This window comes from Flavobacteriales bacterium (assembly GCA_016124845.1).
GTDB lineage: Bacteria > Bacteroidota > Bacteroidia > UBA10329 > UBA10329 > UBA10329.
This window is the reverse complement of the sequence record WGMW01000050.1, coordinates 14125-37561: the sequence shown is the minus strand read 5'-3', so window position 1 is coordinate 37561 and position 23437 is coordinate 14125. Positions and strand designations below refer to the sequence as shown.

General features: G+C 49.6%; 14 protein-coding genes. 6 read left to right on the top strand and 8 right to left on the bottom strand.

The genetic code is table 11. The features are described from left to right. Positions 1–2953: PKD domain-containing protein (locus GC178_16525; GenBank protein MBI1289173.1), on the bottom strand; the 2953-nt coding region annotated here is incomplete at its 3' end. 182 nt (positions 2954–3135) lie between these two features. Then, positions 3136–10608 (bottom strand): HYR domain-containing protein, encoded by a 7473-nt coding sequence (locus GC178_16520; GenBank protein MBI1289172.1) that lies wholly within the window; start codon positions 10606–10608, stop codon positions 3136–3138. Between the two features lie 222 nt (positions 10609–10830). Here GC178_16520 and GC178_16515 point away from each other — a divergent pair, with 222 nt between their 5' ends. Then, positions 10831–12558, top strand: coding sequence for a Na/Pi cotransporter family protein (locus GC178_16515; GenBank protein MBI1289171.1), 1728 nt, complete (start codon positions 10831–10833; stop codon positions 12556–12558). A 4-nt stretch (positions 12559–12562) separates the two neighbouring features. Here GC178_16515 and GC178_16510 read toward each other — a convergent pair whose 3' ends face one another. After that, entirely contained in the window at positions 12563–13069 is a 507-nt protein-coding gene (locus tag GC178_16510; GenBank protein ID MBI1289170.1) for a hypothetical protein, read from the bottom strand. 39 nt (positions 13070–13108) lie between these two features. On the opposite strand from GC178_16510, the gene GC178_16505 reads away from it, so the two are divergent. Continuing rightward, positions 13109–14107, top strand: coding sequence for an acyl transferase (locus GC178_16505; protein ID MBI1289169.1), 999 nt, complete (start codon positions 13109–13111; stop codon positions 14105–14107). On the opposite strand, the gene GC178_16500 is transcribed toward GC178_16505, so the two are convergent. Genes GC178_16500 through GC178_16490 form a run of 3 tightly spaced genes read right to left on the bottom strand, consistent with a single transcriptional unit; the run spans position 14104 to position 16402 of the window. Beyond that, on the bottom strand, positions 14104–14541 hold the full coding sequence (locus tag GC178_16500) for a hypothetical protein (GenBank protein ID MBI1289168.1): 438 nt from the start codon (positions 14539–14541) through the stop codon (positions 14104–14106). The two genes, GC178_16505 and GC178_16500, sit on opposite strands and share 4 nt — an antisense overlap. Before the next feature lie 11 nt (positions 14542–14552). Next, complete coding sequence (locus GC178_16495; GenBank protein MBI1289167.1) at positions 14553–15848, bottom strand: tyrosine--tRNA ligase; 1296 nt, start codon at positions 15846–15848, stop codon at positions 14553–14555. A 26-nt stretch (positions 15849–15874) separates the two neighbouring features. Continuing rightward, on the bottom strand, positions 15875–16402 hold the full coding sequence (locus GC178_16490) for a GNAT family N-acetyltransferase (GenBank protein ID MBI1289166.1): 528 nt from the start codon (positions 16400–16402) through the stop codon (positions 15875–15877). A 60-nt stretch (positions 16403–16462) separates the two neighbouring features. On the opposite strand from GC178_16490, the gene GC178_16485 reads away from it, so the two are divergent. Then, positions 16463–18013, top strand: a complete 1551-nt coding sequence (locus tag GC178_16485; protein MBI1289165.1) for a T9SS type A sorting domain-containing protein — start codon at positions 16463–16465, stop codon at positions 18011–18013. A gap of 6 nt (positions 18014–18019) precedes the next feature. Here GC178_16485 and GC178_16480 read toward each other — a convergent pair whose 3' ends face one another. Together GC178_16480 and GC178_16475 are read right to left on the bottom strand one after the other, a co-directional pair. Further along, positions 18020–19252: a divalent metal cation transporter gene (locus GC178_16480; GenBank protein ID MBI1289164.1), complete on the bottom strand. Its 1233-nt coding sequence runs from the start codon at positions 19250–19252 to the stop codon at positions 18020–18022. 9 nt (positions 19253–19261) lie between these two features. Continuing rightward, a complete protein-coding gene (locus GC178_16475; protein ID MBI1289163.1) occupies positions 19262–21283 on the bottom strand; it encodes a DUF255 domain-containing protein in 2022 nt (673 codons plus the stop codon). Between the two features lie 2 nt (positions 21284–21285). Between GC178_16475 and GC178_16470 the strand changes: the two genes are divergently transcribed. The 3 genes from GC178_16470 (at position 21286) to rnpA (ending at position 23435) form a co-directional block, all read left to right on the top strand. After that, on the top strand, positions 21286–22206 hold the full coding sequence (locus tag GC178_16470) for a DUF4271 domain-containing protein (protein ID MBI1289162.1): 921 nt from the start codon (positions 21286–21288) through the stop codon (positions 22204–22206). A gap of 20 nt (positions 22207–22226) precedes the next feature. Next, positions 22227–22979 carry a uroporphyrinogen-III synthase gene (locus GC178_16465; protein MBI1289161.1) on the top strand — a complete coding sequence of 251 codons (753 nt, stop codon included), beginning with the start codon at positions 22227–22229 and terminating at the stop codon, positions 22977–22979. A 75-nt stretch (positions 22980–23054) separates the two neighbouring features. Then, entirely contained in the window at positions 23055–23435 is a 381-nt protein-coding gene (gene rnpA, locus GC178_16460) for a ribonuclease P protein component (GenBank protein MBI1289160.1), read from the top strand. Positions 23436–23437: the final 2 nt, after the last annotated feature.

Below are 23437 nucleotides of genomic sequence, written 5' to 3'. Positions count from 1 at the left end.
CGATGGTGGCACTTCCGGCTCCATCCAAATAAACGCTGATGTTCTGGCAGATTGCGGTCGGACTCACCGTATCAAGCACCGTAACCGTTGACGTGCAGTTGTCCGTGTTGCTGCTCGGGTCGGTGGCAGTTAGCGTGACCGTGTTCGTACCTGTGCTTGAGCAGTCGAACGAAAGGGGCGTGGCAGAAAGGCTCACCGAACAGTTGTCGCTTGAACCATTGTCGACATCGCTTGCCACGATAGAGGCACTTCCCGCTCCGCCCAAGTAGACCGTGATGTTCTGGCAGACGGCCGTTGGAGCTTCATCATCAACAACCGTAACGGTTGATGTACATGTTGAAACGTTGCTGTTGTTGTCGGTAACCGTGAGGGTGACGGTGTGTGTGCCTATATCCGCACAATCAAAGGCGGCTGGATTGGCAAACATGCCGCTGATTCCACACGCATCATTCGAGCCGTTGTCAATGTCAGTAGGAAGTACAAGAAGACTTCCTGAACCATCCAGAGAAAGTGTAACATCTTGACAAATAGCTGTTGGACCCGTGGTGTCTGCAACGGTTACCGTGGCTGTGCAATTGTCGGTGTTGCTGCTTGGGTCGGTGGCTGTGAGCGTCACCGAATTTGCACCGACATTGGCACACGTAAACGCCAAAGGAGTAGCCGAAACAGTTACAGAGCAGTTATCGGTTGAACCTCCGTCAACATCGGCTGCGGTGATCGAAGCATTTCCAGAAGCATCCAGATAAACGGTGATGTTCTGACAAACGGCCGTTGGATCCACGTTGTCCTCAACCGTTACAGTAGCAGTACAATCGTCTGTGTTGCTGTTTACGTCTGTTACCGTTAGCGTAACCGTATTTGCGCCCAGTTCGGCACACGTGAACGCATTCGGTGAAACCACCATCGAGGCGATGCCACAGTTATCAGATGAACCATTGTCAACATCTGTTGCGGAGATGGTGGCGTTGCCCGAACCATCCAACTGAACCGTGATGTTCTGACAGACGGCAGTCGGATTCACGGGATCCACCTGCGTGATGGTCTGCGCGTCCGAATCGGTACAACCGTTGGCATCAGTAACCGTAACCGTGTAAGTTCCAACCGCTTGGCCTGTAATTGAAGAGGTGGTCTGCCCGCCAGGAGACCAAGAATATGTGTACGTAGGCGTTCCGCCAGAAACAGAAGTGGAGATCTGACCGTCTGTTCCTCCCGAACAGATCACGTTCTGATCGACCGTGGCGGTGATCACTGGTTCTGGGTAAACCGTGATCGTGGCCGAAGCATCTGCCGTACAGTTCGAAGCCGTGAAGATGATGTAATGCGTTACCGTGAAATCGCCATCGGCCACATAACTGTGACTCGGATTTTCTTGGTTTGATGAGTTGCCATCACCGAAATCCCATAAATGCGTAACGGAGCCACCTGTGGCTCCTGTATTGGTGAATTGAAAACTATTGCCATCCAAACATTGTTGGGCATCATCTACGGTAAAGTCAGGTCTGATGACGGTGATGGTCTCTGAACTCGATACGGTCTGACCTCCACATTGGTCGGTAACCGTGTATGTATAAGTTGTGGTGGTGGTTGGTGACACTGTTTGGTTATCGCCAGCTGGCAGACCGTTGTCCCATCCACTTGTGTAAGGCGACTGAGAACCGCTTGGGTTTGCCGTCAGATCGGCCGACTGGCCAAGACAGATGGTGGTGGTTCCTGTGGTTGTAACCGCCAATGGAATGTCATTGTCAAGAATAGTAACGGTTGCAGAACCCGGGGCCTCGCAAGCGCATGGTGGATCTTCCAGCGTTACAGTAATGGTCTCAGGGCCTTCGGTGATGTAATCGAGAAACACACTGATGTTGAACGCCACCGAATCCTGACCCGCAGGGATGGTAACAGAAGATGGCAATGCGGAATAATCAACTCCAGGTATCGCAGTTCCCGTAACCAAAAAATTTGCGGTGACAGAGCTCGTATTATCGGCTCCCGCAACCCTTCTGAAAATAAACCATGCATCATTACAACCTTCGTAGATGCCCGGTGGAATGGTAGTGGTTTCCAACTCAACCGTTACGCCTCCGCCAGCGGAGAAACTGCCACCCTTCAGGAAAACCCCTGAATCGTATCGTTGGTCTCCTGCATCACCAACCGCCAATTTAATATGGTAGGTCAGACATGGAGTGACAATCGCTGTTGCAGTAAGAACGGTTGTAAACCCATCGTACTGAATCGTAGACCCACCTGTATTGTCCACAAAGTAGGAACAGTTGGTACATGGGCCTGTTGCTGCCGCAGGCGTACTTCCGCAACTTGTCGGTCCCTTCTGACCATTATTGACGTTGTCGATTGTAACTGGGGTCGATGTCCCTGGGATAAGAGCAATATTCTGGGCACCGCCACTGTAAGGCCCCGCAATACCTGGCCCTGAGATGAAGAAACCAAATGCATCGTTGTAGCCAGCGTTGACCCATTCATGGTACTCTTCAGAAGCGAACACATAATCAAAAGATATCGTATCGTTCTGAGGAATGAAATCAAATTCAAGCACGGTGCGGTCACGGATACTCGCTCCTGCCAACGATGCAAGGTCGCTGTCACTTGGGCCACCATTCTGTCTTTCTGCACACTTTGTATCGTTCGGTCCGATTGCCAAATTCGCTTGGCCAGAAGTCATAATTATACCATAATCAAGACCGATGTTCGTTGTATTTCCATTCGAAAATTCGCCAACCGCAGGGTTGTAACTGCTTGAGTATTGGACGTTAGATACTGAGACACATGAACCGAGGAAAACGTTCTCGATCAATGCGGCTCCTTCGGCATTGGTGGTAGCCTCCGTAACGGTCAGCTGGGCAAACGAAGGGCTCTGAAAAAGAAATAGGACCGCAAAAAAGCAGATGACCGATCTGCTCTTATCTCGAAGCGAGACGAAAAGGTCTGTAAAGGTTTTATCCATTCGCCCTCTGATTCGGAAGCTTAAAAACACTTTCCATTTAGAGGTGTGTTCTACGCCACATTACAGAAAAGGTTATGCAACGGGCAAGAGCGATTCGACCAATGCGAACTTTTGGTCTACTAATACTGTGTAAAACTTAACCGGGTTGTGTTGTCTGTCGATAAAAACATGTCGTTCATCCATCAATAGATGACGGTAACAGAACCTACATTCTTCGGTTTCCCGAAAGGCTGTTTCATGCCTTTCCATATTTCGCCATCCTTGAATTTGGCTTCGATCTTCCACGTGTAAGCACCTTCGGGAACCAACGCTCCGCGATAGCGTCCGTTCCAACTTTCAGCAGGGCTTCCATCAACCAGTTCCACAGATTCCCAAAGCTGGTTACCCCACTTGTCGAACACCCACGCATGGTATTCGCCTATACCAGCTCCTTTCGGCAGGAACTGCCCTGCTTCTCCAGGTTCTCCGATCACCATGGCGTTCGGCACAAACAGACCTGAAATGAGGTCGATGTGCACGTGATACTCGGCCGTGTCCAAACATCCGTACTGGTTGTAAACCCTCAGTACAACGTTGTAGTCGCCAAACTCATCATATTGATGGGTCGGCTCAAACAGGTCGGACGATTGACCGTCATCAAACGTCCACAGATATTCCGTTCCACCTGTAGAGGTGTTGTTGAAGAGGAATTCGTCTCCACCGATGTTTCCTGTGGAAATGGCATTGAACGAAGCCGTTGGCCGCGGATAGGCGAACACGGCCGTGTCAACCGTCAGCGTGTCGGAACATCCGAACTGGTTGGTGGCGACCAGCGTGACCGTGTAAGCTCCAGCATTCTCGAAGAAATGGTACGGATTGGCCTCATCGCTGGTATCTCCATCTCCGAAATTCCAGGAGTAGGTACTCGCATTGGTGCTGTGATTGTAAAGACCCACAACAATCGGGAAACAGCCATCAGGATATGGAATCTCGAAATCGGCCACAGGGAGTTCGTGAATAGTAAGTGGAAGCGAAACGGTATCGGTACAACCATCATCCGAAGTTGCTACGAGCTGCACTGAATAAACACCAGGAGCAGCATAGACGCTCGATGGCATGAACTGGGTGGAAGAATCGGCATTGCCGAATGTCCAACTGAACGAACTGCCGTTGATGCTTGTATTGGTGAAATCGACCGTGGCAGGTGAAACGCAATTGTCCTCCACCGTGCTTTCGAAATTGGCCGTTACGGGGCTGAACGTGGTGACAATCACCGAATTCGGAACTGCCTCGCAACCGTTCTGATCCACAGCCACCACAGGAATATTGGACGTGTTGGTCACATACGGTTCGTACGTGTTCCCAAAACCTTGGCCGTTATCCCATGTAATGAGGTAGGTCCCTCCACCTCCACTCGCCTCCACCGAAAGTGAAGCTACTGTTCCTGGGCAAATGGTAGTGTCGTTGGAAGTAACGAGAATGATCTGGTCCGGTTCCGAAACCGTAAGCGTGTCTGTGAAAACGCAGCCGTTGGCATCCTCTATTTCATACACGTAATCTGCAGCCGAAAGGTCTGTTGCTGTCGCGTTGGTCTGCCCTACTGCGGGCCAGTTGTATGAATATGGAGTAACGCCACCTGTGGCAGAAACGGTCGCGTTGCCATCATTATAGCCGAAACACGTAGCATCGGTCACTTGCACCACGGTTCCTACAATGGCGGTCGGGCTGGTGATGTTCACTGTGAGCGAATCCTGGCACCCGTTGCCATCCGTTACCACCACTTGGTACGTTCCAACACCCACCGCATTCAAGGTCGGGTCTGCATCTCCGTTGGACCATAGGTAAGCGTAATTCGGAACCCCGCCCGATGCTTGCACCACCGCCTGTCCGTTCTGTTCGCCAAAGCAGTTCACTTGCGTCACATCGGTTGTTGCAACCGCAAGGTCGGTCGGTTCGGTCAACGTCACGCTGAGCGACCCTTGACAGCCATTCGTATCGGTCACAGCCACATCATACGTACCCACGGCCAGCGAATCGATGTCCTGCGTGGTTTCGCCATTGCTCCATTGATACGAATACGGAGCGGTTCCCGCAGAAACTTCCAAGTTGATGAAGCCATCCGAAAGACCGAAACACGAAATATTGTAACCGTTGTACGTGGTCGGAAACGCCTGAAGGTCCATCGGCTCTGGCTCTGTCAAGGTAATGCTATCGACATGCGTGCAACCATTCACATCTGTTACGGTGAGGGTATACGTATCAGCGATCACACCCGTGAGGTCTTCATCCACAGCGCTAAATCCATTTTCAGTCGTCCAGAAATAGGAATAGTTCTGGCAATCGGCTCCGCCAAGAATGTTCAGATCGATGGAGCCATCGTTGGCACCCGCACACGAAACATTGGTTCCGCCAACAAATGTCGGGCTCGTGATGCTATCGGTGACCAGCGGTTGAGGTTCGGTTAGAACAATGGTGTCGGTTGCTTGCGTACCATTGGCATCCGTCACCACCAGAATGTAGATTCCAGCCGCCAGACCGACCGCTGTCTGCGTGGTCTGTCCGTTGGACCATTGAAACTGATAAGGCGTGCAACCACCCGAAACACTCGCATTGGCCTCGCCATCCTCTAACCCATTGCAACTGATGTTGTAGCCGCATGCCAATGTTGGCGAAGAAAGTGACAGAAGTACTTCCGATGGTTGAATGGTAACGGTGAAAGAACACGAGGCGGTATTGCCTGATGGATCTTCAGCATTGTACGTCACAGCGGTTGTTCCAACAGGAAAATTAGCTCCCGATGAGAAATTACTTGTCATGGTTGCCGAGCAGTTGTCGCTTGCCGTAGGTTCGGCCCATGTAACAGAAGGCGTACAATCGGAACTGTCTGGTGTGATCTGAATGTCGGTCGGACAACCAGAAATGATCGGAGAAACCGTGTCGAGAACGGTCAGAACGGCAATGCAATCGTCCCTGTTTCCGCTGGCATCGGCCACCGTGAGCGTAACGATGGTCTGGCCGATATCCGAACATAGGAAATCGCTTTGCGAAAGTGCGTACGAATCAATGCCGCAATTGTCGGACGAACCATTATCAATGGACAATGGGTCGACCGCTATCGTTACGTTCGCATCCAAGTAAACCGTTGCATTCTGGCAGACCGCGTTCGGATCGGTGTTGTCTTGCACCGTTACGGTTGCCGAGCACGTGGAAACGTTTCCGCTGTTGTCTTCCACGGTCAGCTGAACCGTGTTCAACCCCACATTGGAACAGTCGAAATCCGTTACATCCAAACTCAAATTGGCAATGCCACAGACATCGGCCGAGCCGTTGTCGATCTGCGAAGGAACAATGGTGGAACTACCGTTCACATCCAACTGAACTGTAATATCCTGACAGATGGCACTTGGCGGCACGTTATCTTCAACCGTAACATTTGCCGTACAGGTAGATGTATTTCCGTTGGCATCGGAAACGGTCAATGTAACCGTTGCCGTTCCCAGATTGCTGCAATTGAAACTGTTTGGCGAGACCGAAATATCGGTCACAGAACAGTTGTCGGAGCTTCCATTATCCACATCCGAAGCCGAAATGACCGCGCTGCCCGAAGCATCCAACTGAACGGTAATGTCCTGACAAATTGCGGTTGGATCGATGTTGTCCTCAACCGTAACTACGGCAGTACAACTACCCGTATTCCCGCTGGCATCGGTGGCCGTAAGCGTGACGCTATTTTCTCCCAAATTGCTGCAATCGAACACGGAAGGATCGACCGTAAGGTCTGCGATGCCGCAGTTGTCTGAAGAACCATTATCGACATCTGCTGCCACAATGCTTGCATTTCCCGAAGCATCCAACTGAACCGTAACGTCCTGACAGACAGCCGTTGGCGGCAGATTTTCCTCTATCGTGATGGTTGCATTGCAGGTCGATGCGTTCCCGCTGGCATCGGTCACTGTGAGTACTGCCTGTGCCGTGCCCACGTTCGTACAATTGAACGTGCTTGGCGTGAGCGAAATATCAACGATGGCACAATTATCCGAAGAGCCGTTATCTACCTGAGATTCGTTGACCACCGCGTTTCCAGAAGCATCCAACGCCACCGTTACATCCTGACAAACAGCCGTTGGAGGCGTTACATCTTCCACCGTCACATTTGCAGTACAGGTTGAACTGTTCCCGTTGAAATCCTCAACCGCGAGCGTTACCGTATTCACTCCCGTGTTGGAACAATTGAACGCGGTTGGACCGGCCGAGATGCTGGCAATGGCACAGTTGTCCGAACTTCCGCCATCGACATCGGCTGCCACAATGCTGGCGTTTCCGCTGGCATCCAACTGCACCGTAATGTCTTGGCAAACGGCCGTTGGCGCAACGTTTTCCTCCACCGTTACAATGGCCGTACACGTGGATGAATTTCCGTTGGCATCGCTCGTTGTAAGCGTTACTGAGTTCTCTCCAATGTTGCTGCAATCAAATGTGGAAGGATCGACATCCAAACTGGCGATGCCGCAATTATCCGTGCTTCCACCATCCACATCGGCACCCACAATGCTGGCGTTTCCCGTGGCATCCAACTGAATGGTAATATCCTGACAGACGGCTGTCGGAGGCGTGTTCTCGATCAGCGTTACAATTGCTGTACAGGTAGAGGAATTTCCAGCCGCATCTGTTACGGTGAGTTCCACTTGACCGGGTGAGCTGACGGTACAATCGAAGGAGTTGGGGCTGATGGAAATGGTGAGCGAACCGCTGCAATTGTCGCTCGAACCAGCATCGATCTGCGAAGCGACAATCGAAGCCATGCCATTGGCATCCAACGCCACGGTAATATCCTGACAGACAGCGGTTGGCGGAAGCGCATCCTCCACCGTTACGGTTGCATTGCAGGTAGAAACGAGTCCGTTGACATCCGTCACGGTAAGCGTTACCGTTTTGGCTCCAATATCCGCACACGAAAATGCTGTTGGCGTAGCCGAGAGGTTGGCAATTCCGCAATTGTCGGTCGAGCCGCCATCCACATCCGCAGCTGTGATGGAAGCATTGCCCGAAGCGTCCAATTGCACCGTGATGTTCTGACAGACAGCATTCGGAGCGAGGTTGTCCGAAACCGAAACCGTTGCCGAGCAGGTGGCCGAATTTCCATTGGCATCCGTAACGGTTACCGTAACTGGATTGTCTCCAATTTCGGAACAGGTGAAATCTGAAGGCGTCACCGAAATATCCACAATGGCGCAGTTGTCGGTAGAACCTGAACCAAGTTGCGCACCCGTAACAGACACATTTCCCGTGGCATCCAAATTCACAGAAACATCCTGACAGACCGCGATCGGGTCGGTGTCTTCAAGAACAGTAACCGTTGCATCGCAGGTGGAAGTATTTCCACCAACATCGGTAACCGTAAGCGTGACCGTGTTCGCTCCGAGGTCGGCACAGGTAAAGGCGTTCGGGTTGAGCGAAATACTTTGAATGGCGCAGTTGTCTGAAGATCCGTTGTCGATCTGAGCAGTTGTGACCGAAGCATTTCCAGAAGCATCGAGTGTGACCGTCAGATCCTGGCAGATGGCCGTTGGCGGAATCGTGTCCTGCACGGTAACCGTGGCGTTACAGGTGGCCACATTTCCATTTACATCGGTGACGGTCAGAACAACCGCATTGCCGCCAACATCCGCGCAGCTGAACACGTTGGACGAAACCACCAATGATGCAATGCCGCAATTGTCGCTCGAACCGTTATTGACCTGCGAGGCCGAAAGCGTGGCATTTCCACTTGCGTTGATGTAAACCGATACATCCTGACAAATGGCCGTTGGGAGTTCAGAGTCATCTTGAATAATTGTTCCCGTGACCATATCGGTACAGCCGCTGTTGTCCGTAACCGTCACGGTGTAATTCCCTGCGGTGAGGTTGGTGATTGAAACCGTGGTCTCACCGTTCGGAGACCATTGATATTGATACGGTGAAGTGCCGCCCGTTACGAAAGCCGAAAGCCCACCGTCAGAACCTCCGACACACGAGACATTATGATCCACAATGGCCAGAACGGAAGGTTCGGGATAGACATTGATCAACGCATCGGCCGAAGCAGTACAACCAGCGGCCGTGTAGATCACGTAATGCGTTACCGTGTAATCTCCGCTCGCAGCGTAGCTGTAAACAGGATTCTCCACCGTGGACGTGTTCCCGTCACCGAAATCCCAGTAATGCGTCACGGTTCCGCCACTTGCGCCTGTATTCGTGAAGTTGAAGGCGTTGCCATCAAAACATTGCTGCTGGTCATCCACGGTAAAATCGGGTGTGACAACCGTAACGGTTTCGCTGCTTGTAAGAGACTGACCGCTGCACGCATCCGTTACAGTATAGGTATACGTAGTGGTAACGGTTGGCGAAACCGCCACATTATTGCCTGAAGGCGCGCCATTGTCCCAACTGCTGACGTAAGGCGAAATACTCCCTGCGGGATTGGCCGTAAGGTTGGCCGACTCGCCCAAACAGATGGTGGTAGTTCCCGAAGTGGTGAGCGACAACGGCACATCGTTGTCAAGAATATTCATGTTCACCGATGGCGGTGCCGTACACGTACAACCTCCGCCAACAAGATCGAGGATGATGGTTTCCGTTCCTTCGGTGGTGTAATCCAAAACGCCTTGAACATTGAGAATGACCGAATCCTCGCCAGCAGGAATGGTGATGGAGCCAGGCAATGTGTTGTAATCCACACCAGGAGTGGCCGTTCCCGAAACGTTGTAGCCTACTGTAAGTGGCGCAGCGTTGCTGGAACCAGGCAAACGCCTGAACACGAATGTTCCGATGTCGCAACCTTCGTAAATGCCCGAAACACCTGAAACGGCTGCCAGCTCAACTGCATCTTCCCCACTTGAGGAGAAACTTCCTTCTTCCAGAAAAACTCCCGAATCCAATGCGCCATCGCCTGCATCGGCCACGGCAATTTTAATATGGTAGGTCTGGCATGGCGTTACCACCACCTGCGCGGTAAGAACGGTTGTATAACCATCATACTGCACGGCAGGACCGCTTGAATTATCGACATAATACTGGCAGTTGGTACATGGGCCCGTAGATGGCTCGGAACCGCTGTAGCCGTTATTCACGTTATCGATCGCAACAGGCGTTGACGTACCCGGAATGAGCGCAATATTCGCTGCACCACCCGTAAAAGGCCCTGTAATTCCAGGACCTGAGATGAAGAATCCGAACACATCATTGTAACCCGAACTCACGTATTCCGGATATTCCTCCGAACCGAAAATGTAATTGAACCGAAGCGTGTCGCTTTGCGGAACAAAATCGAATTCGAGAATGGCGGCATCATACGTTGGAATTCCAGAGGCAAGAACCGTCAGGTCAGGATCGCCTCCGAGTCCATTAGACATTCCAATGCTATTGGCATTATCAGGTCCAACCGCCAATGCAGACGAACCGGATGTAAGAACGACCCCGGCATTGAGACCCAGAACGGTTCCCGAACCATCGAATGTTCCTGCAGCTCCTGTTGCGCCAACATAGGTGATATTCGATGCGGTGACACACGAACCGAGCAGCACGTTCTGAACATAATCTTCAATTTCTGTGGTTGAAGTGGCCTGATTGACCGTAATGGCCTGCCCGAATATTTGCCCCGACCATGCACTTGCTACAAGCATGGATGCCAGAAGCATCAATGAAAATCTTATTGGGAATAGAACTGTTCTCAAACCTGTCGTTTCTGCACGGCAGAACCAATGGTTCGCCTCGCACTCAGGTGCGTGTGTACGCTGAAAATAACATAAGGTTCTCCCCAACCTGATATTTCGACCAAACCGTGGTCAGACCATTCGAGTGTTAACATTGGCGTAATAAACGCGGTGGGTCTAATTCCTACTTTTGGCCAAATTCAATCCATGTCCTTCGGATTATTTGATTTTCTGAAACTTGTTGGCGCCCTCGGATTCTTCATCTACGGAATGAAGGAAATGAGCGATGGCATCCAGAAGGTTGCCGGTGCCAAAATGCGCGAGATCCTTGCCGCCATGACCTCGAACCGTGTGTTCGGAGTGCTGACCGGATTTCTGGTAACGGCCTTGGTGCAATCGTCATCCGCCACCACGGTGATGATCGTGAGTTTTGTAAACGCTGGGCTGCTAACACTGGTGGAGGCCATCGGTGTGATCATGGGTGCCAACATCGGAACCACCATCACCGCTTGGATCATCTCCATCCTCGGTTTCAAACTGGACATTTCGGATCTGGCCTTGCCGATCATTGCCATCGGTTTCCCGATGCTATTCTCATCCCGAACATCTCTGAACTCATGGGCTCAGGTGCTCATCGGTTTTGCGCTTCTTTTTATGGGGCTGGATTTTCTGAAGCATTCGGTTCCGGATCTGAAATCGAACCCGGAGATACTCAGCTTCTTGCAGCATTATGCGGATATGGGTTACCTGTCCACATTCATTTTCATTACGGTTGGAACGGTGCTGACGCTGATCGTGCAGTCATCCAGCGCAGCCATGGCGCTTACGTTGGTGATGTGCTACGAAGGTTGGATTCCCTTTGAACTTGCCGCAGCGATGGTATTGGGTGAGAACATCGGTACAACCATTACCGCCAACTTGGCCGCGCTTGTAGGAAATATTTATGCGAAGCGTGCTGCGTTGGCGCATTTCATTTTCAACATTTTCGGGGTTACGTGGATGTTCATCCTTTTCCCATTCTTCACCAAGGCAATTGCTTGGTACATGGGAAAATACATGGGAATGTACCCTTCGCTTTCCAGCCCGGATTACAATCCGGAGCATATTCCCATCGCGCTGTCCATCTTCCATTCCAGCTTCAACATCATCAATGTGCTCCTGTTGATCTGGTTCATTCCGTTCATCGCCAAAACGGTCACCAAACTCATGCCTTCCAAGGGAGATGATGAGGATTTCCGTTTGGAATTCATTGGCCGAGGGTTGGTGCGAACACCGGAGATCTCGTTGGTTGAGGTGGAGAACGAGATCGTCAAATTCGCGAAGCTGAACCTGAAAGGTGTGCAGCGCGTGGGGCAACTGATCGAAGAAACGGAATATCGCGAACAGCAGAAATTGCTGAAGAAGATCAAGGAATACGAAGACCACACGGATCTTATCGAATTGAAAGTGGGCGAGTTTCTAATGGAGCTTTCGCGTTCCGAGCTCTCGAACCAAAGTTCCAGACGAGTGCAGTCGTTCCTTTCGGTGGTCAACCACATGGAATCTGTCGGTGACCTTTGCTATCAGATGTCACGTTCCATTGAGCAGAAGATCGAGAAAAAGGTCTGGTTCGAGGAAAGCCATCGCGTGGATCTTCGCGAAATGCGCGACATGGTCTTAGAGGCCATGAAACTGATGATGGTGACCATTACGCAAGACCCTGACAATATTGTGCTTGAAAAGGCCACCGAACTGGAGAAGAACATCAACAGAAAACGGGACAAGTTCAGAGCGAAGAATTTCAAGCGCGTTGAAAAGGGAAAAGTGAGCCTTCAGGCAGGACTGATTTACATGGATCTGATCAGCGGTTACGAAAAGATCGCAGACAACGTGATCCATGTTTCGGAGGCACTGCGAGGCGATCACCTCGACCTCGAGGACGAGGTTACCACCTGATCTATCAGAAGTTGTATTGCGAAAGCAGAATATCTGGCGTTACGATCGTATCGCTGATGTGCAGCGCACGGTCCACAATGAACATTTCGTAGCGGATCGTGTCCCAAGGAATTCCGGGTCTGCCGTACACGCCCACGTCCATGGTTCCTTCCAGCGCACCGTTTCCCCCAGTGGCGGTCAATCGTTTAAAGCGCACATGGAATGGCGTTTCTGGCGGATCCACCCGCACATACGTCCCATTCTGTTTCTCGTAGTAGTAAATGAACAGATTGTAATGATACGGCTGTCCTGAAGCGAACTCACCCAGCGTATCGCCCTGACCAAGTCCCAGATCGCCATCGCCATCTGTGAATCTGAACTTTACAAAACCCAGCGAATCGCCCGAACTCTGCGCTTGAATATTGGGGTAAAATCCGAGAAACTCAATATATGGTCTGTCAGGATAATTCTGCCGTTTCAGGCATGCACTCAGCATTATGGCAACCAACACGAACAGAAATCCCTTTCTCATCCTTCAAAATTAGGCAATTTTGCGCCCAGCAAAAGCAGCATGAACGCGAAGACGGCACGCATATCTGAACGCATTTTCTCTATGAACGAACACAATGATGTGTTGTTCGAGCAGATCGCGTTGGAGTTGTTCCGACTGCATGCCACCAAGAACGAAACATACCGCGCTTTTATTGGGCATTTGGGCGTGAATGCAGATGCTGTTCAGAAATTAGGCGACATTCCGTTCCTGCCTATTTCCATGTTCAAACGGCATCAGGTGGGAATTTTCAATGCGCCCCCGGAAGCGGTTTTCCTCAGCAGCGGAACCACGGGAATGGAGCGCAGCCATCATTTCGTGGCCAGTTTGGCGCTTTATGAGCAAAGCCTTTTCCAATGCTTTCAGCAGTTTTTCGGCAAGCCTGATGAATATTGCATTTTGGCGTTGCTTCCCTCCTATTTGGAACGGTCGAATTCCTCGTTGGTTTACATGACGCAGAAGCTGATGCGCAAGAGCGGCCACGCTGACAATGGATTCTATTTGGACCGCCTCACATCACTTTCCAAAGTGCTAAAGAAAAACTCAAAAAAGGGTGTGAAAACACTTCTGATCGGAGTAACCTTCGCATTACTGGAACTTGCCGAAAAGCATCCGCAGGAACTGAAAAACTGCACCATTCTGGAAACGGGCGGGATGAAAGGCAGACGCAGGGAAATGCCCCGAGAAGAGGTTCATGAGATTCTGAAATCAGCTTTTGGGTTGGAGAACATTGCCAGCGAATACGGCATGACTGAATTACTAAGCCAAGCGTATTCGCTGGGCGAAGGAATTTTCAGAACACCGCCTTGGATGCGGGTTTACGTTCGTGAAGCAACAGACCCGTTGAACATCTGCGAACGAGGAAAAGGTGCTTTGAATGTGATCGATCTGGCCAACATGCACAGCTGTCCGTTCATTGCTACGCAAGATCTGGCGCATATCCACCAAGACCATTCATTCGAAGTGCTCGGAAGAATGGATGATGCTGAAGTAAGAGGGTGTAGTCTGATGGTGGTTTAGACATCCTCTCTGCTAGTTCTTGAATTCAGAAAAAATACAAGCGGCAAGCAGAATACCATTACAATTAGATACACATAGAAAGTGGTTAGTATACTCTCATATAGCTCATTCTCTTCAAAACCTCTATCGAAAATATTTATCCAGTTAACCAAAAAGGTCGAAACCAATAGTACAATGGTTAAGCCAACTAAAACAAGTAGCTTATCGTTAACCGTTAACGGTAACCTTCCGTGAAAAGTCTTAATAAAAAGAGCCAGTAAAACTGGAATCTCAAGAATCCCAACTAAAATAGAAAGAGTCAACACAACACTTTTCCTTGGCGCATTTCCCACAGCCAAGACATGGACAAGGGGAATTAGTATACAGAGAGAAGCAAACACAATCAAATGAGATTTAACCCCATTTATCTTCCAGTCTTCGATTATCTGCTTCATGGAACCCGACTTTAAACCACTTTAATCAAGAAGTAATTCTTCTTACCGCGCTGTGCGAGGATATACTTTCCTGAGATGAGGAAAGACGAATCAACGGAAAGTTCAACTGCCGAAACCTTGTTCTGATTAATGGAAACACCATTTCCCTGAATCATCTTTCTGGCTTCTCCTTTTGATGGGAAAACCGCTGCTTTTTCAGTCAAAAGATCAATAACTCCGATTCCAGTTTCCAGTTCAGATTTGGAAATCTCAAACTGCGGAACACCGTCAAAAACTGAAAGCAGATCGGTTTCAGAAAGCTTGCGCAGACTTTCCTCTGTTCCCTTTCCGAACAGGATTTCCGAAGCCGCAACTGCCGCGTTGTAATCATCCTCAGAATGAACACGAACAGTCACATCTTTTGCCAAGGCTTTTTGCAATGCACGAGCGTGCGGTGCTTGCTCATGTTCTGCCTCAATCGCTTCAATTTCTTCCTTAGGTAGTAATGAGAAAATGCGGATATACTTTTTGGCATCTTCATCTGAAGCATTCAACCAGAACTGGTAGAATTGGTATGGTGAAGTTCGTTCTGGATCGAGCCAAACGTTGCCGCTTTCAGTCTTCCCGAATTTGCCGCCATCAGCTTTTGTGATGAGTGGAGCCACCAACGCTTTCGCCTCGCCCAAGCCCATTCTGCGGATCAATTCTGTTCCCGTTACGATGTTTCCCCACTGGTCGGAACCGCCCATTTGCAGCTTCACGCCTTTGGTTTTCAGCAGATGCGCAAAGTCGTAGCCCTGCACCAACTGGTAGCTGAATTCCGTGAACGAAATGCCTGTTTCCAAACGGTTCTGAACGCTGTCCTTCGACATCATATAACTCACGGTAATGTGCTTCCCAATGTCACGCATGAAACCGAGGAACGTCATGTCCTTGAACCAATCGTAGTTGTTGGCCAATTCGGCCTTGTTCTCACCGTTCTCGAAATCCAATAATTTCAAAAGCTGCTTTCGCACACCTTCCTGATTCTTGCGAAGTGTTTCCTCATCCAGAAGATTCCGTTCGGCAGATTTTCCCGAAGGATCACCGATCATTCCCGTAGCGCCACCGACCAACGCGATCGGTTTGTGACCCGCCAACTGCAAATGCTTGAGCAACATGATCGGCACCAAGTTTCCAATGTGCAGTGAATCAGAGGTCGGATCAAAACCCACATAACCCGTCACCATTTCCTTGTTCAGGAGTTCCTGCGTTTCAGGCATGCTGTCGTGATGCAGGCCGCGCCATTTCAATTCTTCAACAAGGTCGTGGTTGGGTTTGAACGCCATTTTTTCCGATTTGGGCGGCAAAGTTATCAGCCTTTGCGGTAATCCGCCCGATCGAGCACCATCAAAACCTCATCATAATAATTGCCATCATGAATAAGACATCGCGGTTCATAGCCGTATTCCTCAAAGCCAAGGCTTTTGTAGAGATTTATAGCCGTTGGATTGACGGATGAAGCACCTATGAGAATCCGCTCCATTCCACCAATTGAGAAGATGATGGCAATAATTTCCTGCATCAGTTTCCGTCCCAATCCTTGTCCCTGAAAATCAGGGTGAACGAAAACCGACCAGATGGTTCCTTTGTGCCTGACCTTGAGTTGATTGTGGCGGTAGAATCCGGCAATCCCGATCAACCTGTTCTCTATGAACATTCCAAGAATGAAGTGGTCGGGCATTTCAATGTTCCGCTCAAAAAACTCCTTTCGCTTGGGTATTTCGTCCTCGTTGGAAGCCCCGAAAGCAATTGGAGCTACATCCAGCGCCATGGTTCGCATGGAGTTCCAGTCATCAAAATCCGCAAGTGTTAACTTTCTGAGCAACATCATCTTTTCCACCGACCTAACTCAACATACTTCGAGCGAGGTATTAAAAACTTTGGCTGAATATTCTACGCCATGAAAATAACAGGTTCACTCCTTTTCTCAGTTCTGCTTTCATGCTTCTTCGATCACTCACTGGCTCAACCCGGTTTCTTGGATGGTGCTTTCAGCCAGAATGGTCTACATACGATCGGCACCAGCAGTAATGCCGAACATGGCCGGGTGGTATTGATCCAAAGCGATGGCAAAGTGGTTGTTGCAGGTTATTCGCACAATGGCAGCGACAACCAGATGTTCGTCTATCGATGCTTTCCCAATGGGGATGCCGACACGGATTTTGGAACAAACGGCTGGAAAGACCTTGACCTTGGGCCGTCAAATGACCGATTGTTCGGAGGTGTGCTACAGCCGGATGGGAAAATGGTGTTTGTGGGACCGACTGATGTAAATGGCACGGATGGGTTCGGTGTTTACCGACTCAATCCCGATGGCTCATGGGATGATACGTTTGACAACGATGGGATCGCCATTTACAATCCAAGCGGAATCTCGGACATACCTGTGGCGGTGGACATTCAGCAGGATGGACGGATCGTGATCTTCGGAACTACGGTGACGACCAATGATTACGTTGCCGCGGTCATGCGACTGAACAGCAATGGCTCCATCGACCAATCATTCAGCGGTGACGGACTTGCGGTAACACCATTCAGCAATATTGTAGATCTCGTTGGGTCGGGTCTGATACAGAGTGATGGAAAGATCATTGTTGCCGGGAACACGGCAGGATCCATTGGGTGGGAATTCGCCATGGCCCGAATCAATCCGAACGGCAGTTTGGACAATAGCTTCGGCACAAACGGAACTATTCACTACCAATTGGGCATCTCCGGAAGTTTCTGTCGCCACGTTGCGCTACAACCGGATGGTAAAATCATAGCGGTGGGCGAAAGCGGTCAGGCTTCGGGCTCAGTCTTTACCATTGCGCGTTTCAACCAAGACGGGACCTACGACACTTCGTTCGGGGTTGGTGGAGTGGTTTACCACTCGATAACAGCAGGAAATGACTATGGCCAAAGGGTACTCATTCAACCGGACGGTAAGTTGATCGTGATCGGAAATTCAGCCATGTCTTCGCAAGATATTTCCCTGTCGAGATTCTTGGCTGATGGAACGGTTGACACTGATTTTGGGTCGGCAGGAAGTGTCATTACTCCGATCGGAACAAGTGATGATTTCGCATATGCGGCCACTTTTGATGCCAACGGTGATATTTGGGTGGTCGGAGAGGTGGCCATCATGGCCTCGTTCGATGTGTTCATCGCCAAATACAAGAACGACCTTAACCTTGGAATTGCTTCGGAATCGACCGAACCACCTATTTCAGTTTACCCGAATCCGGTGCGGGATCAACTCTTTGTCGAATTCGATGTAGAGAGGAAATCCATGGTCGGGATTTCACTTTTCGATGGTTGCGGAAGGATGGTCAAAACTGCAAGTTCTGGCAGTACTGCCGTGGGTTCTCAGCGATTCACGTTGGACGTATCTGACCTGAAATCTGGCACCTATCTGCTATCGGTCAATGGAAGCAGGTGGCAAGCCAATAAACTGGTTGTAATCCAATAGCAGTTTTCAGAAGAAATCCTGAACGAAGCCTTTTATACCAACGCCCCCCATGAAAAGGGAAAAAAGAAAAATGAGGAAGAGGATAATGTTCTCTAAGGTTGAATTGGCATGTTCGCCCATGATCTTCCTGCTGGAAGTGAGATAGAAAATGCCGCCAACCGTCACTGGAAGAACCAAGGCTGCAAACGCCTGGCTCGCAACCATCACAAACACGGGCCGTGCATGGAAAATCGGAACGACCAATCCGAGCAACGACATGACAAGGACGATCATTCGGAAATTGAACTTTTTCAGGTCGCGTTCCCAACCGAAGAAATCACACAGCAACCAAGGCAAAAGCAGTGTATTCGGGAATTGAGATGAAAGTCCCGCAGCGGTAATTCCAATGACGAAAATCGCCACAGCGTATTTGCCAGCCACAGGTTCCAGCAGCGGAATCATTTCCTTGGCATCGTTGAGCGATTGCCCCGCTAAGTAGAGCGTTCCGGCAGCCGCAGCCATAATTGAAGCCGAGATCAGGAACATCATCGTTGCGCTTACAGCTGCATCGCGATTCTGAATTTTCATATCCTGAATGCCCCAACCTTGCTCTTTCACCAATGTGGTACGCACAATAAAAACCATGGAAGAAACCGTGGTTCCGACCATTCCAGCAATGACCAGATAGGAGCTTGAATTTGAGGCTGCATTCGTCTCGGGAACCGATGGAATCAGTCCATTCAGAATGTCCGCAACGGGCGGCATCATCAACACGAAATTGATGAAGAATGCACAACCCATGAACGCGACCATTCCCGCCAAGGCTTTCTCAAATGTGGAAGTCGTTCCCACAAAGAAAATGGCGTAAATGAGCGCAATGGAACCACTCGCCCAAACAATCGGAGAAATGCCGCCATCGACCCACATCTTCGACCATTCGTGCAGCACATCGGCCACAATTCCCATCACGCCCATGATTCCGCCCGAAACGTTGACGGTCAATGCTACCAAAAGGAACATTCCAAAAACGGGATGAATGTGTTTTCGGAATGCAGCCAAGGCTGTTTCACCAGTTACAATCGTGTATTTTCCGAAAAGGCGAATGAGGTAATAGGTGACGAGGCACGAAAGCAGGATGGTCCAAAGCAGCGCCATGCCGTAGTTGGCACCGGCCTTCGCCATGGCGGTCACACTCCCCGTTCCAATGTTGAAACCGATAAGGAATAGGCCGGGAAGAATGGACTTGATGAAGTTTTTCATGTTTGGAAATTACTTCATCTGACCAATTGCGACAGAAACATCTGAAGTCGGCATCTGACACGCCTTATCGACACAAACGTAAATACGCGTTTCTCCTTCGATCAATCTGTTTTCCAGCAAAGAAAGACCGTTCTCGGTTTTTCCGCCAACCAACATTTTATTTGGGTGATAACGCTGTTCCAATTGCACCCGCTTTGCTTCGGCTTCATTGCCAACGATGGCAACTTCATAGAATGGATACGACTGATAGAGCGCCAATTCCAGCCAGTTGGAATACCAACTCGGACCTTGTGAGAGGCTTGGTTTGACATTCTGGAACATCTGTTCTGCGATCTTCAAATATTCTGAATTATCAAGGTAATGTCCGAGCAGAAAAAGTCCCTTTGCCATGCTGGAATTGGATGCCGGAATGACGTTATCCGTCAATTCCATTTTACGGGCAATGAGTTGCGCATCGCTATTGGAATTGAAGAAGAACATACCCGATTCTGAATCATGGAAATGCTCGATGGTGTATTTGGCCAGCGCATCGGCTTCGTCCAGCCATTTTCTGTCAAATGTTGCTTGACAGAGCGAGATCAGCGCTTCGATAGTGAAGCAGTAGTCCTCCAAAAATCCGTTGATGGTGGAGCGGTCTTCCTTGTGATTGTGCCACAGTCCTCCATCATCATTACGTTGCGTTTTGAGAATGAAATCGGCACTTTTCAAAGCGGCCTTCAGATATTCTTCTCTTCCGAAAACGCGATATGCATCCGCATAACCTTTCAGCATCAGCGCGTTCCAAGAGGTAAGTTGCTTATCATCCAAACCTGGGCGGATTCGCTTGCTTCTTTCAGACAACAACTTTGCTTTTACTGAGGCAACTTTCGTTTTCAATTTCTCAACCGACCAACCTTTCTGCTTCGCGAAATCTTCATCGTTTTTATCGCGCAATAGAATGTAATTCTCGTGCTCCCAAAACCCTTTTTGGTTGATGTTGTAATAGTCTTTCACCCAACCGAAATCAGTACCCAAAACAGATTTCAATTCGTCATCCTTCCACACGTAGAACTTGCCTTCTTCACCCTCGCTATCCGCATCCAACGCAGAATAAAAAGCACCTTCTTTGGAGGTCATTTCGCGCTTTATGAACTCCAGTGTTTCTTCTACAATTTCCCTGTAAAGTGGGTTTTTAGTGGCCTGATACGCTTCCGAATACAGCGAAACCAACTGTGCGTTATCGTACAGCATCTTTTCGAAGTGCGGCACCTTCCAAACGCCATCAACCGAATAGCGCGCAAAACCACCACCGATCTGATCGTAAATGCCTCCGAACGCCATTTTCTGAAGTGTCAACTGAACATGATCCTTCACTTCCTGATCATCACTCAAAAACGCATAGCGCAGCAAAAATTCATAGTTGTTCGGCAGCGGAAACTTCGGTGCACGATTTGGGCCACCTTCACGGTTATCAAACTCCATACTACATTTTTTGACGAGTGGAGCAATTTCCTCCTTGGTCATTTTTGAAGTATCCGAACTCTTCTGGATCAGCTCACTTTGCTTGATTCCCTGCGTGAGATTGGTGGCATATTCCAGTGCTTTCTCGCGGTCGTTCTCCCAAATGTTGGCCACGCGTTGCAACACATCCAACCATTGCTCTTTGGGGAAATACGTTCCACCGTAAAGTGGTCTTCCATCGGGCAACGCAAAACAATTGAGCGGCCAACCTCCACGGCCCGTCATCAACTGAACCGCGTTCATATACACCTGGTCTACATCAGGGCGTTCTTCCCGATCCACTTTTATACACACGAAATGCTCGTTCATGAAAGCGGCAACCGTGCTATCCTCAAAACTTTCGTGCTCCATCACATGACACCAATGGCAGGCGCTGTAACCGATGCTGATCAGCATGAGTTTCTGCTCTTTCTTGGCCCGCGCCAAGCTTTCATCATTCCATGCTACCCAATCAACTGGATTGTGCGCGTGTTGTAGCAGATAAGGACTGGTTTCGTTAATGAGCGCGTTGGTGTGTTTGTGTTCGGCCATGAATGGATTGTGAGTTTGTCCGCAGGATTGGAGCATTGCCCAGGCAAGCAATACCGAAACCGTCAAAGTGGACTTCATGTTCGGTAAAAGTAGGAATGAATGTGCGCTACCTTTGTGCCATGCAGGAGAATGCTTCGGACACGGTTCAAATGACGATGACCGATTCGGTGACCTCATTGGTCTCGGATTCTGTTCCCGCGCAAGCGGAAACACCTGTGGTAAGCCTTTTTGCAGAACACCAACTGAAAGACAACGACCAGTTCAAATACTTGGAGAGAAAAGATTTCGGTAATGGATTCGGGTTTGCAGTGCTGTTCGTTTGTGCCGCCATTATCGTGTATCTGCAGCGCAGTTCAGACAGCATTTTCTCGTTTGTGTTCCGCGCCAGCTTCGATGCCAATCTTGCCCAGCAGGACGCGAGGAAAGAGAGTTCGCAACAGGTTCGGAACATCTTTATTCTTCAGGTAATTGCCATTATTTCCATTTCGCTGTTCGTGGCCGCAGCGCTATCGCGATGGTTGCAATTTGACATGTCTGTTTCGAGCATGTTCTTCCAAGGACTGGCGGCCACGGTGGGTTTCATCTCGATCAAACGTTTTGTGCTTTGGTTGTTGGCCTTCATATTCGACCTGAAAAGTGAGTTGAAGATCCACAGTTTCAACCTGAACATTTTTCTTGCCGCTGCGGGTGTCTGCCTCCTTCCGCTTACGTTGCTGCTGTTTTACAGTCCGAGTTTGCCGACCAACGTTGTAGTGATCTCAGGCGCAGCCATTGGTGGACTTTTCTACCTGAAAGGGCTGCAACGCGGTCTTTCTGTGGCGTTCAATTCCAGCGCCATATCATCGCTGCATTTGTTTTATTACTTTTGCGCCCTCGAAATGCTACCCATTTTTGCGCTGATCCGTATAGCTCACCGTGGGTAGCAAAAACCTTCTCCCGACCTATGGATAAAGTTAAGAGCATTCTCGTATCGCAGCCTAAACCAGAAGGCGACAAAAACCCCTATTTCAATCTTGCTCAGAAACACAATCTAAAAATTGACTTTCGGTCATTTATTCATGTAGAGGGCGTTGATGTCAAGGATTTCCGAACGCAGAAAGTGAACATCCTGGACCACTCGGCCATTATTCTGACAAGCAAGAACGCGGCTGACCATTTCTTCCGCATTTGCGAGGAAACGCGCGTTACCGTACCTGAGGGCATGAAGTATTTCTGCGTGTCGGAGGCCATTGCCTACTACTTGCAGAAATACGTGGTTTACCGCAAGCGCAAGATCTTTTACGGTGGAAACACCTTTAAAGACATGGTGGACGTGCTGAAGAAGAACAAAGGCGAAAAATTCCTTTTGCCATGTATCGATGACCTGAAGCCAAGCATTCCAGAAACGTTGGACAGTCTGGGCTTAGATTACACCAAGGCGGTGATCTACAAAACGGTGAGCAGCGACCTTTCTGACCTGGCCGATGTGAATTACGACATTCTTGTTTTCTACAGCCCATCAGGGATCAAATCGTTGTTCGAGAATTTCCCAGATTTCAAGCAGAACAAGACGCGCATTGCGGCCTTCGGACCGACAACAACGCACGCAGTAAAGGAGCATCACCTGAAATTGGACATCGGTGCGCCCGTGCCCAATGCACCATCCATGACCATGGCGTTGGACCAGTACATCACCTTGGCCAACAAGAAGAAGTGACCGACTGTTAAAAATGTTTAAGGAAGAGGGGCTCGAAGAATACGGCCCCTTTTTTCTTTCTACCTTCAAAAGATCATGAGCAGATATACTTTCGGAAAGAAGGAGAAACTCTGCTCCAAATTGATCCTTGACGAACTTTTCAGATCAGGAAGATCATTCAAAGAATATCCGGTGCGCGTGATGCATTTGAGATTGGAAACCAGCGATGTTCCCGCCAAATTGCTCATCTCGGTGCCGAAAAAACGGTTCAAGAAAGCGGTGTCGCGAAACCACATCAAACGGCTTATCCGCGAAGCGTACCGACTGAACAAACCCGATCTGATGGAAAAATGGCAGGCCGATGGAAAATATTTTGCCCTCGCATTTGTTTACATTGGCAGCGACATCCCATCGTTTCAGGATCTGGACGAGGTCGTGAAGCGAATTATTGAAAAATTGAAGTCCATAGAAGCATGAAA